The 18,726-nt window shown below is 74.4% G+C and carries 16 protein-coding genes; 10 read left to right on the forward strand and 6 right to left on the reverse strand.

Annotated elements, in window-relative coordinates:
- Positions 1 to 49: 49 nt before the first annotated feature.
- Positions 50 to 1,156: a baeRF2 domain-containing protein gene (locus ACFP1Z_RS15755; RefSeq protein WP_390316931.1), complete on the forward strand. Its 1,107-nt coding sequence runs from the start codon at positions 50 to 52 to the stop codon at positions 1,154 to 1,156.
- A gap of 23 nt (positions 1,157 to 1,179) precedes the next feature.
- Here the strand turns inward: ACFP1Z_RS15755 and dhaK are convergent, their stop codons facing one another.
- The 3 genes from dhaK to ACFP1Z_RS15770 all read right to left on the reverse strand — a co-directional run bounded on the left by dhaK (position 1,180) and on the right by ACFP1Z_RS15770 (position 4,770).
- Positions 1,180 to 2,172, reverse strand: a complete 993-nt coding sequence (dhaK, locus tag ACFP1Z_RS15760) for a dihydroxyacetone kinase subunit DhaK (RefSeq protein WP_390316932.1) — start codon at positions 2,170 to 2,172, stop codon at positions 1,180 to 1,182.
- A gap of 157 nt (positions 2,173 to 2,329) precedes the next feature.
- Complete coding sequence (locus ACFP1Z_RS15765) at positions 2,330 to 3,130, reverse strand: GNAT family N-acetyltransferase (RefSeq protein WP_390316933.1); 801 nt, start codon at positions 3,128 to 3,130, stop codon at positions 2,330 to 2,332.
- Between the two features lie 110 nt (positions 3,131 to 3,240).
- Positions 3,241 to 4,770, reverse strand: coding sequence for an amino acid permease (locus ACFP1Z_RS15770; RefSeq protein WP_390316934.1), 1,530 nt, complete (start codon positions 4,768 to 4,770; stop codon positions 3,241 to 3,243).
- Positions 4,771 to 5,112: 342 nt separating this feature from the next.
- On the opposite strand from ACFP1Z_RS15770, the gene ACFP1Z_RS15775 reads away from it, so the two are divergent.
- Entirely contained in the window at positions 5,113 to 5,391 is a 279-nt protein-coding gene (locus tag ACFP1Z_RS15775; RefSeq protein WP_390316935.1) for a hypothetical protein, read from the forward strand.
- Positions 5,392 to 5,470: 79 nt separating this feature from the next.
- Here ACFP1Z_RS15775 and ACFP1Z_RS15780 read toward each other — a convergent pair whose 3' ends face one another.
- Positions 5,471 to 6,754 (reverse strand): GNAT family N-acetyltransferase, encoded by a 1,284-nt coding sequence (locus ACFP1Z_RS15780; RefSeq protein ID WP_390316936.1) that lies wholly within the window; start codon positions 6,752 to 6,754, stop codon positions 5,471 to 5,473.
- Between the two features lie 159 nt (positions 6,755 to 6,913).
- On the opposite strand from ACFP1Z_RS15780, the gene ACFP1Z_RS15785 reads away from it, so the two are divergent.
- The 8 genes from ACFP1Z_RS15785 to ACFP1Z_RS15820 all read left to right on the forward strand — a co-directional run bounded on the left by ACFP1Z_RS15785 (position 6,914) and on the right by ACFP1Z_RS15820 (position 14,881).
- Positions 6,914 to 8,080: an NAD(P)/FAD-dependent oxidoreductase gene (locus ACFP1Z_RS15785; protein WP_390316937.1), complete on the forward strand. Its 1,167-nt coding sequence runs from the start codon at positions 6,914 to 6,916 to the stop codon at positions 8,078 to 8,080.
- Between the two features lie 67 nt (positions 8,081 to 8,147).
- Positions 8,148 to 8,486, forward strand: coding sequence for a (2Fe-2S)-binding protein (locus ACFP1Z_RS15790; RefSeq protein ID WP_390316939.1), 339 nt, complete (start codon positions 8,148 to 8,150; stop codon positions 8,484 to 8,486).
- Positions 8,467 to 9,900, forward strand: coding sequence for an FAD/NAD(P)-dependent oxidoreductase (locus ACFP1Z_RS15795; RefSeq protein WP_390316940.1), 1,434 nt, complete (start codon positions 8,467 to 8,469; stop codon positions 9,898 to 9,900). The genes ACFP1Z_RS15790 and ACFP1Z_RS15795 overlap by 20 nt, the downstream gene beginning before the upstream one ends.
- 31 nt (positions 9,901 to 9,931) lie before the next feature.
- Positions 9,932 to 10,840, forward strand: a complete 909-nt coding sequence (locus ACFP1Z_RS15800) for a dihydrodipicolinate synthase family protein (protein WP_390316941.1) — start codon at positions 9,932 to 9,934, stop codon at positions 10,838 to 10,840.
- A gap of 37 nt (positions 10,841 to 10,877) precedes the next feature.
- Positions 10,878 to 11,882, forward strand: a complete 1,005-nt coding sequence (locus ACFP1Z_RS15805; protein ID WP_390316942.1) for a proline racemase family protein — start codon at positions 10,878 to 10,880, stop codon at positions 11,880 to 11,882.
- 105 nt (positions 11,883 to 11,987) lie between these two features.
- On the forward strand, positions 11,988 to 12,671 hold the full coding sequence (locus tag ACFP1Z_RS15810) for a GntR family transcriptional regulator (RefSeq protein ID WP_390316943.1): 684 nt from the start codon (positions 11,988 to 11,990) through the stop codon (positions 12,669 to 12,671).
- A 132-nt stretch (positions 12,672 to 12,803) separates the two neighbouring features.
- Positions 12,804 to 14,024 (forward strand): serine hydrolase domain-containing protein, encoded by a 1,221-nt coding sequence (locus ACFP1Z_RS15815; protein WP_390316944.1) that lies wholly within the window; start codon positions 12,804 to 12,806, stop codon positions 14,022 to 14,024.
- Positions 14,025 to 14,131: 107 nt separating this feature from the next.
- Positions 14,132 to 14,881: a hypothetical protein gene (locus tag ACFP1Z_RS15820; RefSeq protein ID WP_390316945.1), complete on the forward strand. Its 750-nt coding sequence runs from the start codon at positions 14,132 to 14,134 to the stop codon at positions 14,879 to 14,881.
- Positions 14,882 to 14,905: 24 nt separating this feature from the next.
- Here ACFP1Z_RS15820 and ACFP1Z_RS15825 read toward each other — a convergent pair whose 3' ends face one another.
- Together ACFP1Z_RS15825 and ACFP1Z_RS15830 are read right to left on the reverse strand one after the other, a co-directional pair.
- The gene (locus tag ACFP1Z_RS15825; protein ID WP_390316946.1) at positions 14,906 to 15,658 is read right to left on the reverse strand and encodes an SDR family NAD(P)-dependent oxidoreductase; all 753 of its coding nucleotides are present in this window, start codon (positions 15,656 to 15,658) and stop codon (positions 14,906 to 14,908) included.
- A 159-nt stretch (positions 15,659 to 15,817) separates the two neighbouring features.
- The gene (locus ACFP1Z_RS15830; protein WP_390316947.1) at positions 15,818 to 18,688 is read right to left on the reverse strand and encodes an ATP-binding protein; all 2,871 of its coding nucleotides are present in this window, start codon (positions 18,686 to 18,688) and stop codon (positions 15,818 to 15,820) included.
- Positions 18,689 to 18,726: the final 38 nt, after the last annotated feature.

The raw sequence follows: 18,726 nt of genomic DNA on the forward strand, positions 1-18,726 counted from the left end.
TCGCGCGGCCGCCCCCCACGGGAGCAGCTCCGGTCCCGAAGGAGAACCCATGACCACTGCCACAGAGACCGGCACCGGCACCCTGCGCGACCTGGTGGCCGCGCCCGGCCCGTTCGTGTCGGTGTACTTCGACCGCGAGGCGCGCCCCCAGCTGGCGCAGGAGACCGCGTCCCGCTGGCGCGGCCTGGCCGCACGGCTGGAACGGGAAGGCGTCGACCCGTCGACCCTGGACGCCCTCACGGACCGGGTGCTGCAGTCACTGCCGGGCACCGGCGTCCTCGCGGCCTTCGCCGCCGACGGCCGCGTGCGGCACGCCGTCGAACTGCCCGGCGCCCCGCACGGCGACGTCGTCGAGACCGGACCCGTGCCCCACCTGCTGCCCCTGCTGGAGTGGCGCCAGGAGCATCCCGCCCACGTCGTCGCCCTCGTCGACCGCTCCGGAGCCGACCTCCTGCTGTACGCGGAGGGCTCCACCGAGCCGCTGCGGCGCACCGTCGACGGCCCCGACGACGAGATCGGCCGCAGCCCCGGACTCTCCCAGATGCGCTTCCAGCACCGGGCCGAGGACTCCTGGGAACACAACGCGACCGCCGTCGCCACCGCCCTGGAGGAGGCCCTGCGGGAGGTGGCGGCCGGAGTCCTGCTGCTCGCCGGGGACGTACGGGCCCGCCAGTACCTCGTCAAGCACCTGCCCGCGGCTATCCGCAAGGACGTCCTGATCAGCCAGGTCAGCGGCAGCCGCAGCGCGGACGGCACGGACCTGGACGCGCAGGTCGCCGCCGAACTCGCCCGCATCCGGGGCGTACGGACCGATCAGCTGCTGCGGCAGCTCGACGAGGAACGCGCCCCCGGCGGGCACACCGTCGAAGGCGTCCGCGAGACCCTCGACGCGCTCGCCGCGGGCCGGGTGCGCACCCTCGCCGTCACCGACGACCCCCAGGACACCCGCACCGCCTGGTTCGGTCCGGAAAGCAGCGAGCTCTACGAACGCCCCGAGGACGCCATGCGCGAGGGCGACGGACACCTCGCCGGGGACCGGCTCGCCGACGTCGCCGTCCGCGCCGCGCTGCTCACCGGCGCCGACGTACGCGTCCTCGAACCCGGCACGCCCGGCGGCCCGTTCCAGGGCACGGGCGGCATCTGCCGCTACACGTGAGCGGGTCCGGGACCCGCGGAGGCTCAGCAGCCCCAGCGCAGCGCGGGCGTGCGCACCGGGGCGTCCCACAGCCGCAACAGCTCCTCGTCCACCTGGCACAGCGTCACCGAGGCGCCCGCCATGTCCAGCGAGGTGACGTAATTGCCGACCAGCGTGCGCGCCACGTTCACCCCGCGCTGCGCCAGCACCCGGTGCACCTCGCCCGCGAAGCCGTACAGCTCCAGCAGCGGAGTACCGCCCGCGCCGCCCACCAGCGCCAGCACCGGGGACGTCGGCCGCAGCTCCTCCAGCACCGCGTCCACGGCGAAGTCCGCGATCTCGCCCGACGTCATCATCGCGCGCCGCTCCCGCCCCGGCTCCCCGTGGATGCCGACCCCCAACTCCAGCTCGCCCGGCGGCAGATCGAAGGTCGGTCCGCCCTTCGCGGGCGTCGTGCAGGCGGCGAGCGCCACCCCGAAACTGCGGGAGGACTCGTTGACACGCCGGGCGAGTGTCTCCACCCGCTCCAGCGGCATCCCCTCCTCGGCCGCCGCCCCCGCGATCTTCTCCACGAACAGGGTGGCTCCCGTGCCGCGCCGCCCCGCCGTGTACGTACTGTCCCTGACGGCCACGTCGTCGTTGACGAGCACGCTCGCGACCTGGATGCCCTCGTCCTCGGCGAGTTCGGCGGCCATCGCGAAGTTCAGCACGTCGCCCGTGTAGTTCTTCACCACGAACAACACGCCCGCACCGCTGTCCACGGCGGCCGCCGCCCGCACCATCTGATCCGGCACGGGAGAGGTGAACACCTCTCCCGGACACGCGGCGTCCAGCATCCCCCGCCCCACGAACCCCCCGTGCAAGGGCTCATGCCCCGACCCGCCGCCCGACACCAGCGCGACCTTCCCCGCCACGGGAGCATCCCGCCGCACGATCACCCGGTGTTCGACGTCGACGTTCAGCTCGGGGTGGGCGGCGGCCATACCGCGCAGGGCGTCGGGGACGACGGTTTCGGGGACGTTGATGAGCATTTTCATGCGGGGCTCCTGGGATGGTGGGCGGGCAGGCCTCTGGCCTGTGTTTCGCGGGTCGGAGGTGGAGGCGGGAGTGCTGGTAGGTCCTGTTGCTGACTGCGTTGGTGTCCTGTGCAGAGGCGGACGAGCCGCGGAGGGGGCCGTCTTGGGCTTCTCCGGATCAGCCTTTCAGGCTGTAGAAGTGGATTCGTGTGTTCGGCTCGAACCCGATGCGCGGGTACACGGGGGCTCCGGCGGCGGTGGCGTGCAGGGTGGCGCGGGTCAGTCCGGTGGCGCGTGCGCCTTCGTGGAGTGCTTTGCGGGTGACTGCCTCGCCGTAGCCCTTGCGCTGCCACTGCGGGTCCGTGGCGACGTACGCGACGAACAGGCGGCCTTGTGCTTCGACCGTGGCGGCGCATGCCACCGGTTCGTCGCCTCGCATGGCCAGGTAGGCGTGGATCTCGTTCTTCCAGAGCGTGGATCCGGCCAGGCCGTCGCGGCCCTCCTCCAGGGGGAATCCGTACGCGCGTGACTGGAGGTCGGCGTAGGCCCGTAGCTGCTCGTCGGTGCGTACGCGGGTGAACGTGAGGTCGGGGTGGGCCGGTTCGGGGATGGGGAGCAGGTCGCCGGCCATGCCTGTTCCGGGGAAGGCGTACTGGAGGCCGGCCTGCTCGGCTGTCGTCTCCAGCACGGAGCGGGCCTCGTCGTCGAGAAGGTCTTCGAAGAGCCACAGGAAGCCGGGGTGCTTCTTGGTCCGCATGATGTCCGCGGCCTGGCCCAGACGGTGCCTGGCGAGTTCTGCTCCCGTTCCCTGCTCGGTCAGGGTGATGCAGTTCCAGAACTTGAACCGGCTGTCGGCCCAGCGGACGGCGATGCCCGGGAGGTCGCGCACGTCCGCGTCCGTGTTGTGGTCGAGGACCAGGGTCCGCCAGACCGTGGTGAGTTGCTGTACCGATTCGGTGGACTCCGCGGGAACGGTCACGGTGCCTCCATGACGTGGTGTGCTGGGCCAGTCTCCTGGGCGGGTGGTGGATGCCTTTGGTGCCTCTGCGGCAGTGGGGACTCTACGTGCGGCATGGGGTTCTGGTGTCGTCAGATGATGTTTTCGGCCTCTTCGATCTGGTCGTGGGCGTTCGCCGTGCCGGAGCGGGGCACTCCGTACGAGCGGCGTCCGAACCGCCACCACACGGCGGCCATGACGAGGGCCACCAGCAGGGCGACGGGCGTGTAGTTGAAGGTCTCGGCGGTGACCGGGCTGGACTGCGGCAGCAGGAACAGCACCGATACCCCGGCTGCCCAGAGCACGGCCACCCAGCCGATCGGCCGGCTCCAGCGGCCCAGGTGCCAGGGTCCGGGGATGAACCGGTCCCGGTGGCGCAGGCGCAGCAGTACCGGGATGGCGTAGGCCGGGGTGAAACCCACGACGGAGATCGCGGTCACCGCCGAGAACGCCGTGGCGGAATACAGGGACGGCAGGGCGAGCACGAAGGCGACACCGACGGCGAGCCGGACAGCGTTGGCCGGGACGGCCGTACGGCGGCTGACCTTCTGCCAGCGCGCCGAGCCGGGCAGGGCGCCGTCGCGGGCGAAGGCGTAGATCATGCGGCTCGCGGAGGCGGTGACGGTGTAGCCGCACAGGAACTGCGCGACGATGATCACCAGCAGCAGCGCCTTCGCCGTCGCCACGCCCAGGGCGTCCAGGAAGATCTGTGCCATCGGCACCCCGGTCCGGCTGCCCAGCGTTGCGGCGTAGTCCTGGACGGCGAACAGCAGGGCGGCCAGCAGGATTCCGCCGGCGATCCAGGACACCACCACGGAGCGGATGATTCCGCGTGCCGCGGCCACGGAGGCGCCGCTGGTCTCCTCGCTCAGGTGGGCCGAGGTGTCGTAGCCGGCCAGGGCGAAGCACGGCAGCAGCATGCCCAGCAGGATCACGTACAGGGGGCTCGACCAGCCGGTGTTGTTGGTGAACTCGGCGAACACGAAGCCGGCCGGACGGTGGTGAGAGGGGATCAGGGTCAGGGCGCCGATGATGACGACGGCTCCGGCCAGGTGCCACCACGCGCTCAGGGAGGTCAGGACGTTCATCAGGCGGGTGCCGAAAAGGTTCAGGACCGCGTGCAGCGCGAGGATGACCGCGTACATGACCAGCAGGGACCCCGGTGTCGGCACGTAGCCGAACTGGAGGTTCGCCCAGGCGGCGGTGAAGGTCGCGATGCCGTAGTCCTGGGCCGCGATCCCGCCGAGCAGCCCCAGGAGGTTGAGCCAGCCGGTGTACCAGCTCCACCGCTCGCCGCCGAGTTGGCGGGCCATGTAGTACAGGCCGCCGCTGGTGGGGTAGCGGGAGGTGATCTCGGCCAGCGCCGCGGCCAGGCACAGCACCAGCGGCCCCACAGCGAGCCACCCCCACACCACCACCGCAGGCCCACCGCTGTTCAGGCCGTAGCCGAAAAGCAGCAGCGTCCCGGACATGATGGAGATGACCGACAGGGAAGCGGAGAAATTACCGAACGCGCCCATCCGCCGGTGCAGTTGCTGGGTATAGCCCAGCTCCTTGAGTATGCGCTCGTCGTCGTCCAGCGGCTCCGACCGCTGCCGTCGTGCATGTGCTGATGTACGCATCGAGAATCTCCGCAACAGGGAAGAACAGAAAGCGAAAAGGGGGCAGGGGGCTGCTGGGCGCCGTCAGTGCGGCATGGCGTCCTCTGCCCCGCCGAGCCCGGTACTCCGGAACATACGGCGCCATGCCTCGCGGCTGAACCCATCCCGCCGGTGCGCGGCTTCCAGCAGTTCCCACGGCCCGTGGGGGAGCAGGAAATCCGGCGGCGGCGGGGCCACACGATGCTCCGGAAAACGTCCGGCCGTATCCGTCTCCGCCAGGGCCAGCAAGCAGATCGGGGCCACCGGGTCCCCGGGGCTCAGCTCACCCGCCCCGCGGAGGTCGGGGTCTGGCAGCCGCAGCCCGTGCCCGCGCAGCCGGTCTTCCGGCGCACCACCCAGGTCTGGCACCCCCGCGCGGAGGGGGAGCGCCTGCGGCCCTGGGACCCGGCGGAGTTCCCCGTCGCCTCGGCGCTGTGCGACACGACCTTCAGCCTGGGGACGGTCACCCGGCCGCTGTACGTCCAGGAACCCGGGCTGATGGACCGTTATGTCGACGCCGTCGAGAAGGTGATGGCGGACCTGGACACCGTCCTGTCGGTGCCCGTCGAGTACAACCCGCGCCCCACCGACGCGCCCTGCTGACTCCGGCGGCCCGGCGGTTCGGCCCCCCGCACTACGCGGGGGGCCGAACCGCCGTTGTCGTGCGGCAGCCTGGCCGCGGTCACGCGCCCGACGGCCGGTCCGGGCGTGTTCTCGGCCGCGGCCGTTCGCCGCGCCCGTGCTTGGCGTAGATCTGCTCGATCCGGTCGAACCGCCGGTGCTGCACCCGGTCGACCACGTCGAGATCGGCGGCCAGCGCCGGGTCCCCCGGGGCGCGCACATAGGCCAGGAGGTGGCGTGCCGAGCAACCCCGGCTGCATTTCGTCTCGTAGGAGCCCATCGAGTACGAGATGGAGGAGATCCCCTCGTCGATGGCGGCCTGGAGCGGCCGGTAGAAGAGGAGGTTGAAATACAGATAGAGCCCGGACTCCGCGGTGTAGTCGAAACCGGGGAACCTGCCCCACCACACCGGCCCGTCCTGGATGAAGGTCATGAACCCCAGGGCCCGCCCGTGCCGCCGGGCGACGAAGACCGTGAGCGCGTCCCCGACGTGTTCGCGCAGTTCACGGTAGTCGGCGATGGTCGCGTCCAGTTCGGCGTGCCGGCCGTACTTCTGCCGCCACTGGAGCTCCAGCGCGGCCAGCTCCGGGCCGAGGACCTCCGGCCCGTGCCGCTCGACCGTCACCCCCGCCCCGGTCAGCGCCCGCATCTCGTGCAGAATGCCCCGTCGGCGCTTGGCCGGGAAATTGCTCAAATACTCCTCGAAACTGCGCCACTCGACCGGAAGACGGCAGTCGGCGCCGACCGAGACCGCGGTGTACCCGCGCTCCCTGAGGACCGTGTCCACGGTCTCGTCGGCCCCCTCGACGAAGTACACCCAGCAGACCATGTCCGCCAAGGCCTCCTCGGCCTGCCGCTCGACCTCGGCCGCGGCGGCGTCCAGGACCTGCCTGCGTGCCTGCGGGGAGAGGGACTTGGCGAAACTGACACCCCCCATCCGCCCCGGCGAGCCGATCACCACGGCCTTGCGGGTGTCCATGGCCCTCAGCCGCTCGCGCAGCCGCGTGAGCGCCGCCGTCCCCCCGGGCTCGGCGGCGATGTCCTCGTCCGGCAGATCGTCCATGGCGAGGAAACGCACGGGGTCGTAGCCCGGGTGGGAGGACCGGTCGGTCACGAAGGCGGGAACCCCCACCAGCGCCTCGCCGTCCGCTCCGGCCACGCCGACGAACCGGGGAGCCGCGTGCAGCGTCCCGCTCCGCGCCCGCAACCAGTCGTAGGCCAGATAGGCCGACGGGTGGGCGAGGCTCTCCCACCAGTCCCGGGGGATCCCGGAGGGGTCCGGATGCACGCGCGTCGTGAGCCCGGAGAGCGCGTCGTGGCCGAAATCGTGGTCAGTTGAGTGCAACAGTCTCCCCCATCCGCGACGATCGGAATGAGCGCACTGCACATTGTGGCACTCGTTTCACGTGAGCCTCTGCTGACGCAGGAATTTCGGCCACGGAGCGCACAGGGAGGGGCCGTTGGGAGCCTTGGCGGCATCAGTGCCATGTGAAATATTACTGACGTGCCAGCGGGAAACGTCGCGGACGTCATCGTCGTCGGCGCCGGAGCGGTCGGCGCGGCCTGTGCCCACTACGCCGCCCGCGCGGGCCTGCGCGTCACCGTGCTCGACCGCGGCCACGTCGCGGGCGGCACCACCGGGGCCGGTGAGGGAAACCTCCTGGTCTCCGACAAGGAACCGGGCCCCGAGCTGGAACTCGCCCTGCTGTCCGCCCGGTTGTGGCACCGGCTGGCTCAACTGCTGCCGCCGGAGGTCGAGTACGAACCCAAGGGCGGCCTCGTCGTCGCCCACGGTGGGACCGCCGCGAGGGCGCTGAAGGACCTCGCGGACCGGCAGCGCGCGGCGGGCGTGGCCGCCGAGGACATCCCGGCGGACCGGCTGCGCGACCTCGAACCCCACCTCGCCCCCGGCCTCGCGGGCGGCGTCCACTACCCCCAGGACGCCCAGGTCATGCCCGCCCTCGCCGCCGCGCACCTGCTGCGCACCGCCGGCGCCCGGGTGCGCCTGCGCACCGGCGAGGAGGTCACCGGCCTGATCACCGAGGCCGGCGCCGTGCGCGGCGTACGGACGCCGCGCGGCGACCTGCGCGCCCCGGCCGTGGTCAACGCCACCGGCGTGTGGGGCGGTGAACTCGCCCGCCTCGCGGGCGTGGAGCTCCCGGTGCTGCCCCGCCGGGGGTTCGTCCTCGTCACCGAGCCGCTGCCGCGCGTGGTCCGGCACAAGGTGTACGCGGCCGACTACGTGGCGGACGTCGCCAGCGGCTCCGCCGCCCTGCGGACCTCGGCGGTCGTCGAGGGGACCCCGTCCGGCCCGGTCCTGATCGGCGCGAGCCGGGAACGCGTCGGCTTCGACCGGACGCTCTCGCACGAGGCCCTGCGCCGCCTGGCGGCCGGGGCCGCACGGCTGTTCCCGGTCCTGGCCACGGTACGGGCGCTGCGCGCCTACGCCGGCTTCCGCCCGTACCTGCCGGACCGCCTGCCCGCGATCGGCCCCGACCCGCGCGTGCCCGGCCTGTTCCACGCGTGCGGCCACGAGGGCGCGGGGATCGGACTCGCCCCCGCGACAGGGCTGATCGTCTCCCGTGTTCTGACCGGCGGCCGACTCCCGCTGGACATCCGCCCGTTCGACCCCGGCCGCTTCGCCTCCCCGGCCCGTCCCGGACCCGTCTGACGCCTCCGCCCGCGCAACTCCGCTGTGTTTCCCCCGTGTTCGCCCGTTCTCACCGACAGGAGGACCCGTGGCCCGAATCCCCGCCGGCCCCGCCGGGGCCCGGCCCGGCACGCCGCCCGATACGTCGTCCGATGCGTTGTTCGAGATCACCTTCGACGGCCGCGGCGTCACCGCCCGGCCCGGGCAGTCCGTCGCCGCCGCGCTGTGGGCGGCCGGGATCCTGGCCTGGCGCACCACCCGCGAAGGCCGCCGCCCGCGCGGGGTGTTCTGCGGCATCGGCGTGTGCTTCGACTGCCTCGCCACCGTCAACGGCCGCCCCAACCGCCGGGCCTGCCTGGTCCCCGCCCGCCCCGGTGACGCGGTCACCACCCAGGAAGGACACGGGCATGACCGCCTCGGCACGTGAACCGTACGACCTGGCGGTCGTCGGCGCGGGCCCCGCCGGCCTCGCCGGTGCGGCAGCCGCCGCCGAACTCGGCCTGCGCGTGGCCCTGCTGGACGCCGCGCCGCACACCGGCGGCCGGTCCGCCGGCACTGGTCCGCGCCGGCGACTGGAGCGGAGCGGGGCCGTCCACCTGCCGGAGCACCACGTGTGGAGCGTGACGAAGGACGAGGCCGCCCGTACCTCCTGGTCGGTGCACTGCCTCACCGGCGCCGACGGCGACGGGCGGCCGGTGCGGGTGTGGGCCCGCGCGGTGCTGCTGGCCACCGGCGCGTACGAGCGCCAACTGCCCTTCCCCGGCTGGACCCTGCCCGGCGTGGTGGCGGCCGGGGGAGCGCAGGCGATGCTCAAGTCCGGCCTGGCCCTGCCCGGCAGGCTGGTCGTGGTGGCCGGCAGCGGCCCCCTGCTGCTCGCCGTCGCCTCCTCGCTGACCGCTGCCGGCGCCCACGTGCCCGCCGTGGTCGAGGCGTCCGGATACCCGGCGTACGCCCGGCACCCCCGGGTCCTGGCGGCCAACCCGGGCAAGGCCGCCGAGGCGCTCGTCCACGGCGCGGCACTGCTGCGGCACCGGGTGCGGCTGCGCCGGCACAGTGCCGTCACCGAGGCACACGGCACCGACCGCGTCGAGGCCGTCACCGTGAGCCGGCTGGGGCGCGACTGGCGGCCCGTCCCCGGGACGGGCCGCCGGATCGCCTGCGACGCGCTGGCCGTGGGACACGGACTCGTCCCCCGGATCGAACTGGCCACGGCCCTCGGGTGCGCCACCCGCCGGACGGCCGGCGCGACCCTCGCGCTCGTCGTGGACGGCCTGCAGGAGACCTCGGTGCGAGGCGTGTGGGCGGCGGGCGAGACAGGGGGAGCGGGCGGCGTCGAACTGGCCCGTACCGAAGGCGAACTCGCGGGCCTCGCCGTCGCCGCCCGGCTGGGGGCGGACCGGGGCGGCGGGGGCCGGATCGGCCGGCTGCGGCGCCGCCGGGAGAGGATGCGCGCCTTCGCCGACGTGATGGCCGCCGTCCACGCGCCCGGCCCGGGGTGGCCGTGCTGGCTGACCGACGCCACCGAGGTGTGCCGCTGCGAGGAGGTCACCGCCGGACGCGTCCGCGAGGCCGTCGAGGGGCTGGGCGCGGGGGACGCCCGGACCGTCAGGCTCCTCACCCGGGCCGGCATGGGATGGTGCCAGGGAAGGATGTGCGGCCCGGCCGTCGCCCGCCTCGCGGCACACGCCGGAACCTCCGTCGGTCTTCCCATCGGTCTCCCCGGTGATCCCACCGTCGAACCCCCCGCCGAGCAGCGCCCGTTCGCCGTGCCCGTCCCGCTCGCGGCGCTCGCCGCCCTCGACGCACCGGACCCGCCCGCACCGCCGTCCGCCGACCAGTGACCCGCCACCGCGTACAGAGAGGTTCGCGGCGATGACCGCCGACAGCTTCAGCAGCGCCCGCCCCTGGCGCGGCCTCATGGTCGCCACCGCCCTGCCCCTGCGCGAGGACCTGTCCGTCGACTACGACGCCTACGCCCGGCACGTGCGCCGGCTCCTCGACCACGGCTGCGACGGCGTCGTCCCCAACGGCTCGCTCGGCGAGTACCAGACCCTCACCGACGAGGAGCGGGCCCGCCTCGTGGAGGTCGCCGTCGAGGCGGCGGGCGACGGGGCCCGGGTGATGCCCGGGGTCTCCGCCTACGCGAGCGACGGGGCCCGCCGCTGGGCGGAGCAGGCGGCCGCGGCCGGCTGCGGCTCGGTCCTGCTGCTGCCCCCCAACGGCTACCGGGCCGACGAGCGGGCCGTGCGCGCCCACTACGCCGAGGCCGCCGGGGCGGGACTGCCCGTCGTCGCGTACAACAACCCCGTCGACACCAAGGTCGACCTCACCCCCCGGCTGCTCGCCCGGCTGTACCGGGACGGCACCGTCGTCGCCGTCAAGGAGTTCAGCGGCGACGTCCGCCGGGCGTACGAGATCGCCGAACTCGCCCCCGGCCTCGACGTCCTGGCCGGCGCCGACGATGTCCTGCTGGAACTCGCCCTGGCCGGTGCCGTCGGCTGGATCGCCGGATTCCCCAACGCCTTCCCCGCCGCCTGCGCCGCCCTGTACCGCGCGGCCCGCGCGGGCGACCTCGCCCGGGCACTGCCGCTCTACACGTCCCTGCACGCGCTGCTGCGCTGGGACTCCAGGACCGAGTTCGTCCAGGCCGTCAAGCTGTCCATGGACCTCGCCGGACACCACGGCGGGCCCGTCCGCCCGCCACGCTCCCCGCTCGGCGGGGACGCCGAGACGCGGGTGCGGGCCGCCACGCGCAAGGCGCTCGCCGACGGCCACCGCTGACCCGGCCCCCCAACCCCCGCCCGCCGAAGGGATGTTCATGCGGACGCGCCACGTCTTCCACGCCGTCGACTCGCACACCGAGGGCATGCCCACCCGCGTGGTCACCGGCGGCGTCGGGGTGATCCCCGGCGCCACCATGGCCGAACGGCGGCTGCACTTCATCGAGCACCTGGACCACCTGCGCACCCTCCTGATGTACGAGCCGCGCGGCCACGCCGCCATGAGCGGCGCGATCCTCCAGCCGCCCACCCGCCCCGACGCCGACATCGGCGTCCTGTACATCGAGGTCTCCGGGGTGCTCCCGATGTGCGGGCACGGCACCATCGGGGTCGCCACCGTCCTCGTCGAGACGGGCCTGGTCGCGGTCACCGAGCCGGTGACGACCGTACGCCTGGACACCCCGGCCGGGCTGGTGAGCGCCGAGGTGCGGGTGCGCGGCGGGGCGGCGGCGTCGGTCACCTTCACCAACGTGCCCGCGTTCTGCGCGGGCCTCGACCGCACGGCCCGGGTGCCCGGGTACGGGACCGTGGGCTACGACCTCGCCTTCGGCGGGAACTTCTACGCCTTCGTCGAACTCGACGCGCTGGGGCTGCCGTTCGACCGCTCCCGCAAGGACGAGATACTGGCGGCCGGACTCGCCCTCATGGACGCCGTCAACGCCTCGCCCGACCGGCCCGTCCACCCCGAGCAGCCGGCCGTCGCCGGGCTCAAGCACGTCTACCTGGCCGCCCCGGGCTCGGACGCGCGCCGCTCGCGGCACGCGATGGCCGTCCACCCCGGCTGGTTCGACCGCTCCCCGTGCGGCACCGGCACCTCGGCCCGGATGGCCCAGCTGCACGCGCGCGGCAGCCTCCCCCTGGGGCAGGACTTCGTCAACGAGTCCCTCATCGGCACGGAGTTCACCGGCCGCCTGACGGCCCGCACCACGGTCGGCGGGCAGCCCGCCGTGGTGCCCGCCGTCACCGGACGCGCCTGGATCACCGGCACCGCCCAGTACTTCCTCGACCCGGACGACCCCTTCCCCGGAGGCTTCCTGCTGTGAGCACCCCCGCGCCCGCCCTCGCCCCGCGCGACCCCCTGTCACCGGCGAGCACGACGTGACGTCGTACAGTGATGATCCGCTCCGGCCCGAAGGGATCGCACCGCCATGGGGCACCTGCCGTTCCGTGACCTGGGCGCCGGCCGGGAGCGCCTGCGCGACCAGGTCGCCCACGCCCTGCGTGCCGCGCTGATCTCCGGCGAACTGCGCCCCGGCCGCGTCTACTCGGCGCCCGGCCTCGCCGAGGACTTCGGGATCTCGGCCACCCCCGTGCGCGAGGCGATGCTCGACCTGGCCAGAGAGGGCCTGGTCGAGCCGGTCCGCAACAAGGGCTTCCGGGTCACCGAGGTCGACGAGCGCGACCTCGACCAGTACACCGAGATCCGCGCCCTGATCGAGATCCCCACGGTCGGCCGGATCGCCCGCGCCGCGCCCCGCGCGCGACTGGAGGAACTGCGCCCGGTCGCAGGGGAGATCGTCCGGGCCGCCCGCGCCCACGACCTCATCGGCTACCTGGAGGCCGACCGGCGGTTCCACCTCGGCCTGCTGGCCCTCTCCGGCAACGAACGGCTCGTCGAGACCGTCGGCGACCTGCGCAAGCGCTCCCGCCTGTACGGGCTCACCGGCCTCGACGAGCGCGGCGAGCTGCTCCCCTCGGCCGAGGAACACCTCGAACTCCTCGACCTGATGCTGGCGGGCGACGCCGAGGGGGCGCGGCAGTGCATGGCCCGTCACCTGGGCAAGGTCCGCTCCCTGTGGGCCCGGGACGGCGGGGGCTCCCCGTACGGCTGACCCGTGGACCGTACCCCTGCGCGCCGCGCGAGGCGCGTGGTAGCGATGGGGTGCCAGAGGCCGTCCGTGACGCGACGCGCGTACGGGGCCCGACGACGCCGGGGTACCGGCCGGGAGTTCAGGGGGTCGTCCATGCCGATCGCGAGGCCGTTGTCGCAGCGTGTGCTGCGGAGCGTACTTCCCGCCGCCCTGGGCGCCGCGGTACTGGCCTGCTCGGCCGCCACCGCGGCCGTACCCGAGAGGCCGCGGACCGGCCCTGGGGCGACGGCAGTTGCGGCACGGGCCGACGGCAGCGGGCACGCCGCCACGCTCGCCGCCATGCGCCGGATCGTCGCCTCCGGAGTGCCCGGAGCGCTGGCGGAGGTGCGCGAGGGGAACCGGAGCTGGTACGGCGCGGCCGGCACCGCCGATGTGACCAGGCCCCGGCTGCCCCGCCCCGGTGACCGCTTCCGCATCGGCGAGAGCACCGAACTGTTCGTCGCGACAGCCGTCCTGCAACTGGAGGCCGAGGGAAGGCTGGGCCTCGACGACACGGTGGAGCACTGGCTGCCCGGCCTGGTGACCGGACACGGCCACGACGGCGGCAGGATCACGGTCCGTCAACTCCTCGGCCACACCAGCGGAATCTTCGACTACACCCGGGACGCCGGGTTCGACAGGCGTTTTCGCGGACGGGAGTTCACGCGGCACCGCTACGACGTCCACACGCCCCGGGAACTCGTCCGTACCGCCATGGCCCACGCGCCGCGCTTCGCCCCCGGTTCCGGCTGGGGCCACTCCCACACCGACTACGTCCTCGCCGGGATGATCGTCGAGAAGGCCGCCGGACGCCCGTACGCCAAGGAGATCGAGGAGCGGATCCTGGTGCCGCTGGGGCTGCGCTCCACGACCCTGCCCGGCGGGGAGGTCACCGTCCCCGCGCCGAGCAGCCGCGGCTACGGGGCCGTCCACGGCGCGGGAGCGCAACAACCGGACGACGTCACCGAGTTCAGCTCCACGGCACTGGGCGCGGCGGGCGAGATGATCTCCTCCGCCGGTGACCTCGACGTCTTCCTGCGGGCCCTGCTCGGCGGACACCTGCTGCCCGCTCGGCAGTCGGCCGAGATGCTGACGACCGTGGCGACGGGCACGGACGGCATCGCCCAGGGCCTGGGGATCGTCGAGCGGCGGCTGTCCTGCGGCACGACGGTCAGGGGCGGCACGGGAAGCGTCCCGGGCGCGGTCTCCCTGGTGTTCGCCACCGCCGGCGCGGAGCACACGGCCTCCTTCGACCTCAACTCCTCCGCGCCGGCGGCCGGGAACACCCTGCTGCTGGAAGCGGAGTTCTGCGGAAGGTCAACGGCTGCTCAATGACGGTCACCCCCTCTTCACCCGGGCCCGCCGCTGACCGACCATGGGGTGCCGGACGGCGCCAGGGCCGGCCGCGCGCCTTTCGGCACCAGGACGAGGAGGAGCCCTTCATGGAGACAGCCGACACGGTCGCGGCCCCGCGGCGCCGGACCCTGCTGCGGATGATCAGGGCCGGCGGCGCGGCCGCGGCACTGGGCGCCACGCTCGCGGCCTGCGGCAAGGACGACCGAAAGGCCGCCGCGGAGCGCACGGGCTCGCGCGGCACCGCCACCACCACGGCGGCCGTGACCGGCAGCGGCGCCCCCGGCCCCGACACCGTCATGATCATCCGGCACGGGGAGAAGCCCAAGGAGGAAGGGGACAGCGCCCCCTACGGCGTCACCGAGCAGGGCGAGAAGAGCGAGCACGCGCTCCTCGTGCGCGGCTGGCAGCGGGCCGGCGCGCTGGTCGCGCTGTTCGCCCCCGACGCGGCGACACCGCCGCGCGCGGGCCTGCGCCGGCCCGAGACGGTCTACGCCGCCGGGCCGCACGGCGGCAAGAGCCTGCGGCCCAGCGAGACCGTCACCCCGCTCGCGGCGAAACTGGGAACGCCCCTCAAGCTCGACCACCGCACCGGCGACGAGGCCGCCCTCGCCCGGGAACTGCTCGCCCGGCACGGGACCACCCTCGTCTCCTGGGAGCACCACCGGATCTCCGACATCGTCAAGGGACTGGGCCGGGTGCATCCGGCGCCCCCCGCCGCCTGGCCGGACGACCGCTTCGACCTGGTGTGGGTGTTCACCCGCGACGGCGACGGCTGGACGTTCGCCCAGGTGCCCCAGCTGCTGCTCGACGGCGACCGGCCCGACCCGGCCCGGTAGCGCGGCGCGTCCCGCAGGCGGTCCTCACTCGATGGCGGCGAGCCGGGCCGCGAGCGCCTTGGGATCCGCGCGCCACTCGGCCTCGATCTCCAGCGCGAACGGGTCGGGGAAGATGTCCTCGTCGCCGGCCTCCACCCCGTCGAGCACCGCGCGCGCCACGTCCCGCGGCGTCGCCCGCGGGAAGTCGCCGAAGGTCGGCTCGTGACCGATCACGTAGTCCAGCATGTCGGTGTCCACCGGCCCGGGGTAGACGCCGTGCACCGAGATGCCGTACGGCGCCAGGTCCGCCCGTACCGCCTGGGTCATCGAGTGCAGGGCCGCCTTCGACGCCGGATAGCTGCCCTGCGAGGGCGTGGCCCCGAAGGCGGCGGTGCTGACGACGTTGACGATGGCGCCGCCGCCCCGGTGCTGCAGCATGTGCGCGAACGCCCGCATCACCAGCAGCGGGCCCACGCAGTTGGTCATCAGGACCTTCTCCACGACGTCGAGGTCCATCTCCAGCAGATGGCCGACGCCGTGCGTGCCCGCGTTGTTGACGACGATCGTCACGTCCGGCGCGGAGGCGGCCGCCGCCGTGATGGTCCCCGGCCGGTCCAGGTCCAGCTCCATCGGATCCACCCGGTCCGGGGCGAGCGCGATCACCGGCTCCAGCGAGTGCGGATCACGCGCGGCGGCGTGGACGCGCGCGGCGCCCCGCGCGAGGAACTCTGCGACGAGCGCCCGGCCGATGCCGCGGTTGGCGCCGGTCACCAGGGCGACCGAACCCTCGATCTTCACGGTGGACCCCTTCACCTGTGATGCTGACCTGTGACTGCTGTGTGCCGTCGTCCTGCCATCGTCGCCGCCGCCCGGGGCACCGGCCGGGGCGGACGCGGCCCGGGGGCACGGAAATTCCCCCGCCGGGCCGCGTCCGAAAGGCCCGGCGGCACGGCACCGTCAGGCACAGGACTCCACGACCTCGCACGCGTCGAGCTCCGCGTCCGCACCGTGCGGCTCCGGCAGCCGCTCGTCGCTCCCGGCCGCCAGGCGCAGCGCCCGGCGGTCCGAGATCGACAACTTCCGGTAGACGCGGCTCAGATGCATCTCCACGGTCCGCCGCGTGACATACAGCCGGCCCGCGATCTCACGGTTGGTCAGGCCCTCGGCCGCCAGCAGCGCCGTCCTGCGCTCGGCGGGCGTCAGGGAGTCGGGGCCGATCTCGGTGTCGCGGCGCGGCCGCGCCCCCGCCTCGATCATGTCCTGGCGCAGCTCCTGCACCAGGACGTGGGCGGCGCACTTCTCGGCGAGCGCGGCGGCCGCGCGCAGGTGCTCGCGGGCCTGCCGGGTCCTGCGGGAGCGCATGAGCTCCCGCCCGAGGTCGCGCAGGGTGCGGGCCTCGTCGAGGGCGGCGCCCGCCTCGCGCAGCAGCCCGGCCGCCTCGGCCAGCAGGGCCGCGCGCTCCTCGCCGGGCGCCAGCAGCCCGGCCGCGCGCAGGGCGAGCCCGACCGCGTGGGGCGCCCCGAAGGAGCGGGCCAGCGCCAGCTCCTCGGCGACCAGGTCCCGGGCGGCCGCGTCGTTGCCGAGCCGGGCGTGGGCCAGGGCGGCCTCCGAACGCCAGGGCAGCAGGGCGGGGTTGACGCGGCCGCGCCGCAGCAGGAGCCGTCCGCACTCCTCCAGGTCGGCCAGTCCCGGCGCCACGCGCCCCGTCGCGACCTGGAGCCGGCCGCGGTGGAAGAGCAGCACCGGCAGGGCGATGGCGGGCACCGCGGACTCCAGGCCGGGCTCCAGCAGGATCCGCTGGGCCTGGTCCAGGTCGCCGGACTCGTACAGGGCGCTGCCCAGCCAGCCGCGGGCCAGCGCGGAGCCCAGCCACTCGTGCCCGTCGGGTTCCGGGCCGCTTGTCAGCACCCCGCCGGCCGCCTCCACGCACTCGGTCAGCCGGCCGGTGCGGTAGGCGCACTCGGCGAGGACGGCGCGGGCCAGGGCGGCGACCGTACGGGAACCCTCGGCGGTGGCGGCGGAGAGCATGGCCAGACACGTCTGCAGGGCCTCCTCGTCCTCGCCGGCGCGGGCCAGGACGAGCACGAGACCGAGCCGCAGCAGCGCGTGGTCGTTGACGGTCGCGGTCGGCTCGCTCAGCGCCAGCCGGGCCAACTGGACCGACTCCAGGCGCTGTTCACCGCTCCATAGCGCGCCGATGGCGGGCAGGGCGGCCTCGGCGCGGCGCACCCACGGCGAGCGGGCGACCTCGCTGAGCACGGCGGGGGAGACGGGGGGCGCGGTGCGCGAGGCGCGGCCGTCCATCAGCTCCAGCAGGCCGCGCACCGCGCGGAAGCCGGCGGTGAGTTCCTTCCCGGCGCGGGAGCGCTCCATCTCCTCGGCCTCCCGCTCCACCAGCCGCAGGGCCTCGGCGGTGTCGCCGGTCAGGGCGAGGGCCTGGGTGAGGTCGAGCACGGCCATGGCGCGGTGCTCGGTGTTGCCGCGGATCCGGTCCACGGTGCGGCGCAGCCGGGCGACAGCGGGCTCGGGGCCGTCGGCGAGCTCGATGTGGCCGAGCCGGCGCAGCAGGCCCGGCTCCTCCTCCGGGCCGCACTCGGCCAGTCCGCGTTCCAGACAGGTGCGGGCGTGGGCCAGCCGGCCCTCGGCCAGGGCGGCGTCGGCGGCGTCGACCAGCAGCCGGCGGGCCCAGGCCTCGCCGATGGGGGCGCCGGTGAGCAGGTGGGCGGTGATGTGTTCGCGGGGGGCGCTGCTGAAGTAGAGGGCCTTGGCGGCCTCGGTGTGCAGCCGGGCCCGTTCGCTGGGCGGCATGCGGGTGCGGAACGCGGCCGCGACCACGGGCTGGGCGAAGCCGATGCCGTCGGCGTTCTCGGTGAGCACACCGCAGCGCACGAGCCGGTGCAGGACGTCGGCGGCCTCGGCGGCCGGGATGTCCGCGAGCCGGGCGGCCAGTTCGCCGTCGGCGGCGGGGGCGGCGACCGAGACGGCGCCGAGCACGGCCCCGACCCGGGGGGAGCAGCCGGATAACCGGGCCAGCAGCGTCTCGGCCAGCTCGGTCGGGCCGAGTTCCGCGATGCGGGCGGGGGAGACCTCCAGCGGTCCGGTCCCCGTACGGCGCAGCTCGCGCAGCAGTGCCTGGAGCATCAGCGGGTTGCCGCCGGTGGCCTCGCGGCAGGCGCGCGCGAGCTCGGGGCCCGCCGGCTCGCCGAGGAAGGAGGTGAGCAGATAGCCGACGCTGTCGGTGTTCAGGCCCTGCAGGACGACGCGGCGGTGGAAGCCGGAGGCGATCGCGGCCGGGCCGTCGGCGCTCTGCGCGCCGCACCCGGCCGTGTCGGGGCCCAGGGTGGCCAGCAGGACGACGGGCACCCCTTCGAGACGGGCCATCAGGTAGTCCAGCCACCGCAGGGACGGCGCGTCCGTCCACTGCAGGTCGTCCAGGGCCAGGAGCACCGGGTGCCGGCCGGCCGCCGCGGTCACCAGCCGGTGCGTGAGGTCCGCCTCGTGCTGCGGTCCGTGCGCGTCCGGGGTGCCGGAGGCGGCCGGCGGCTGCCCGGGGGCCGCGGGCACGGGCGCGGGGTCCGTGTCCAGGACGCCGAGCAGTGCCTCGCGCACCTGGCGCAGCACCCCGTACTCCTGCTCCTGTTCGCGCGGTCTGGCGCGCGCGGCGACGGTGGTGAAGCCGCGGCCGCGGGCGGAGCGCAGCGCCGTGCGGATCAGGTGCGACTTGCCGGTGCCGATGCCCCCTTCGAGCAGCAGGCTCGCGCCCATCCCCGCGGCCGCCGTGTCCAAGGCCCCGTCCAGGGCCGCCATCTCACTGTCCCGGCTCAGCACAGTTCACTCTCCCCCTCGTTCGTTGCGTGCGGTCGTGG

The organism is Streptomyces gamaensis (genome assembly GCF_042656465.1).
In the GTDB taxonomy this organism is placed as follows: domain Bacteria; phylum Actinomycetota; class Actinomycetes; order Streptomycetales; family Streptomycetaceae; genus Streptomyces; species Streptomyces gamaensis.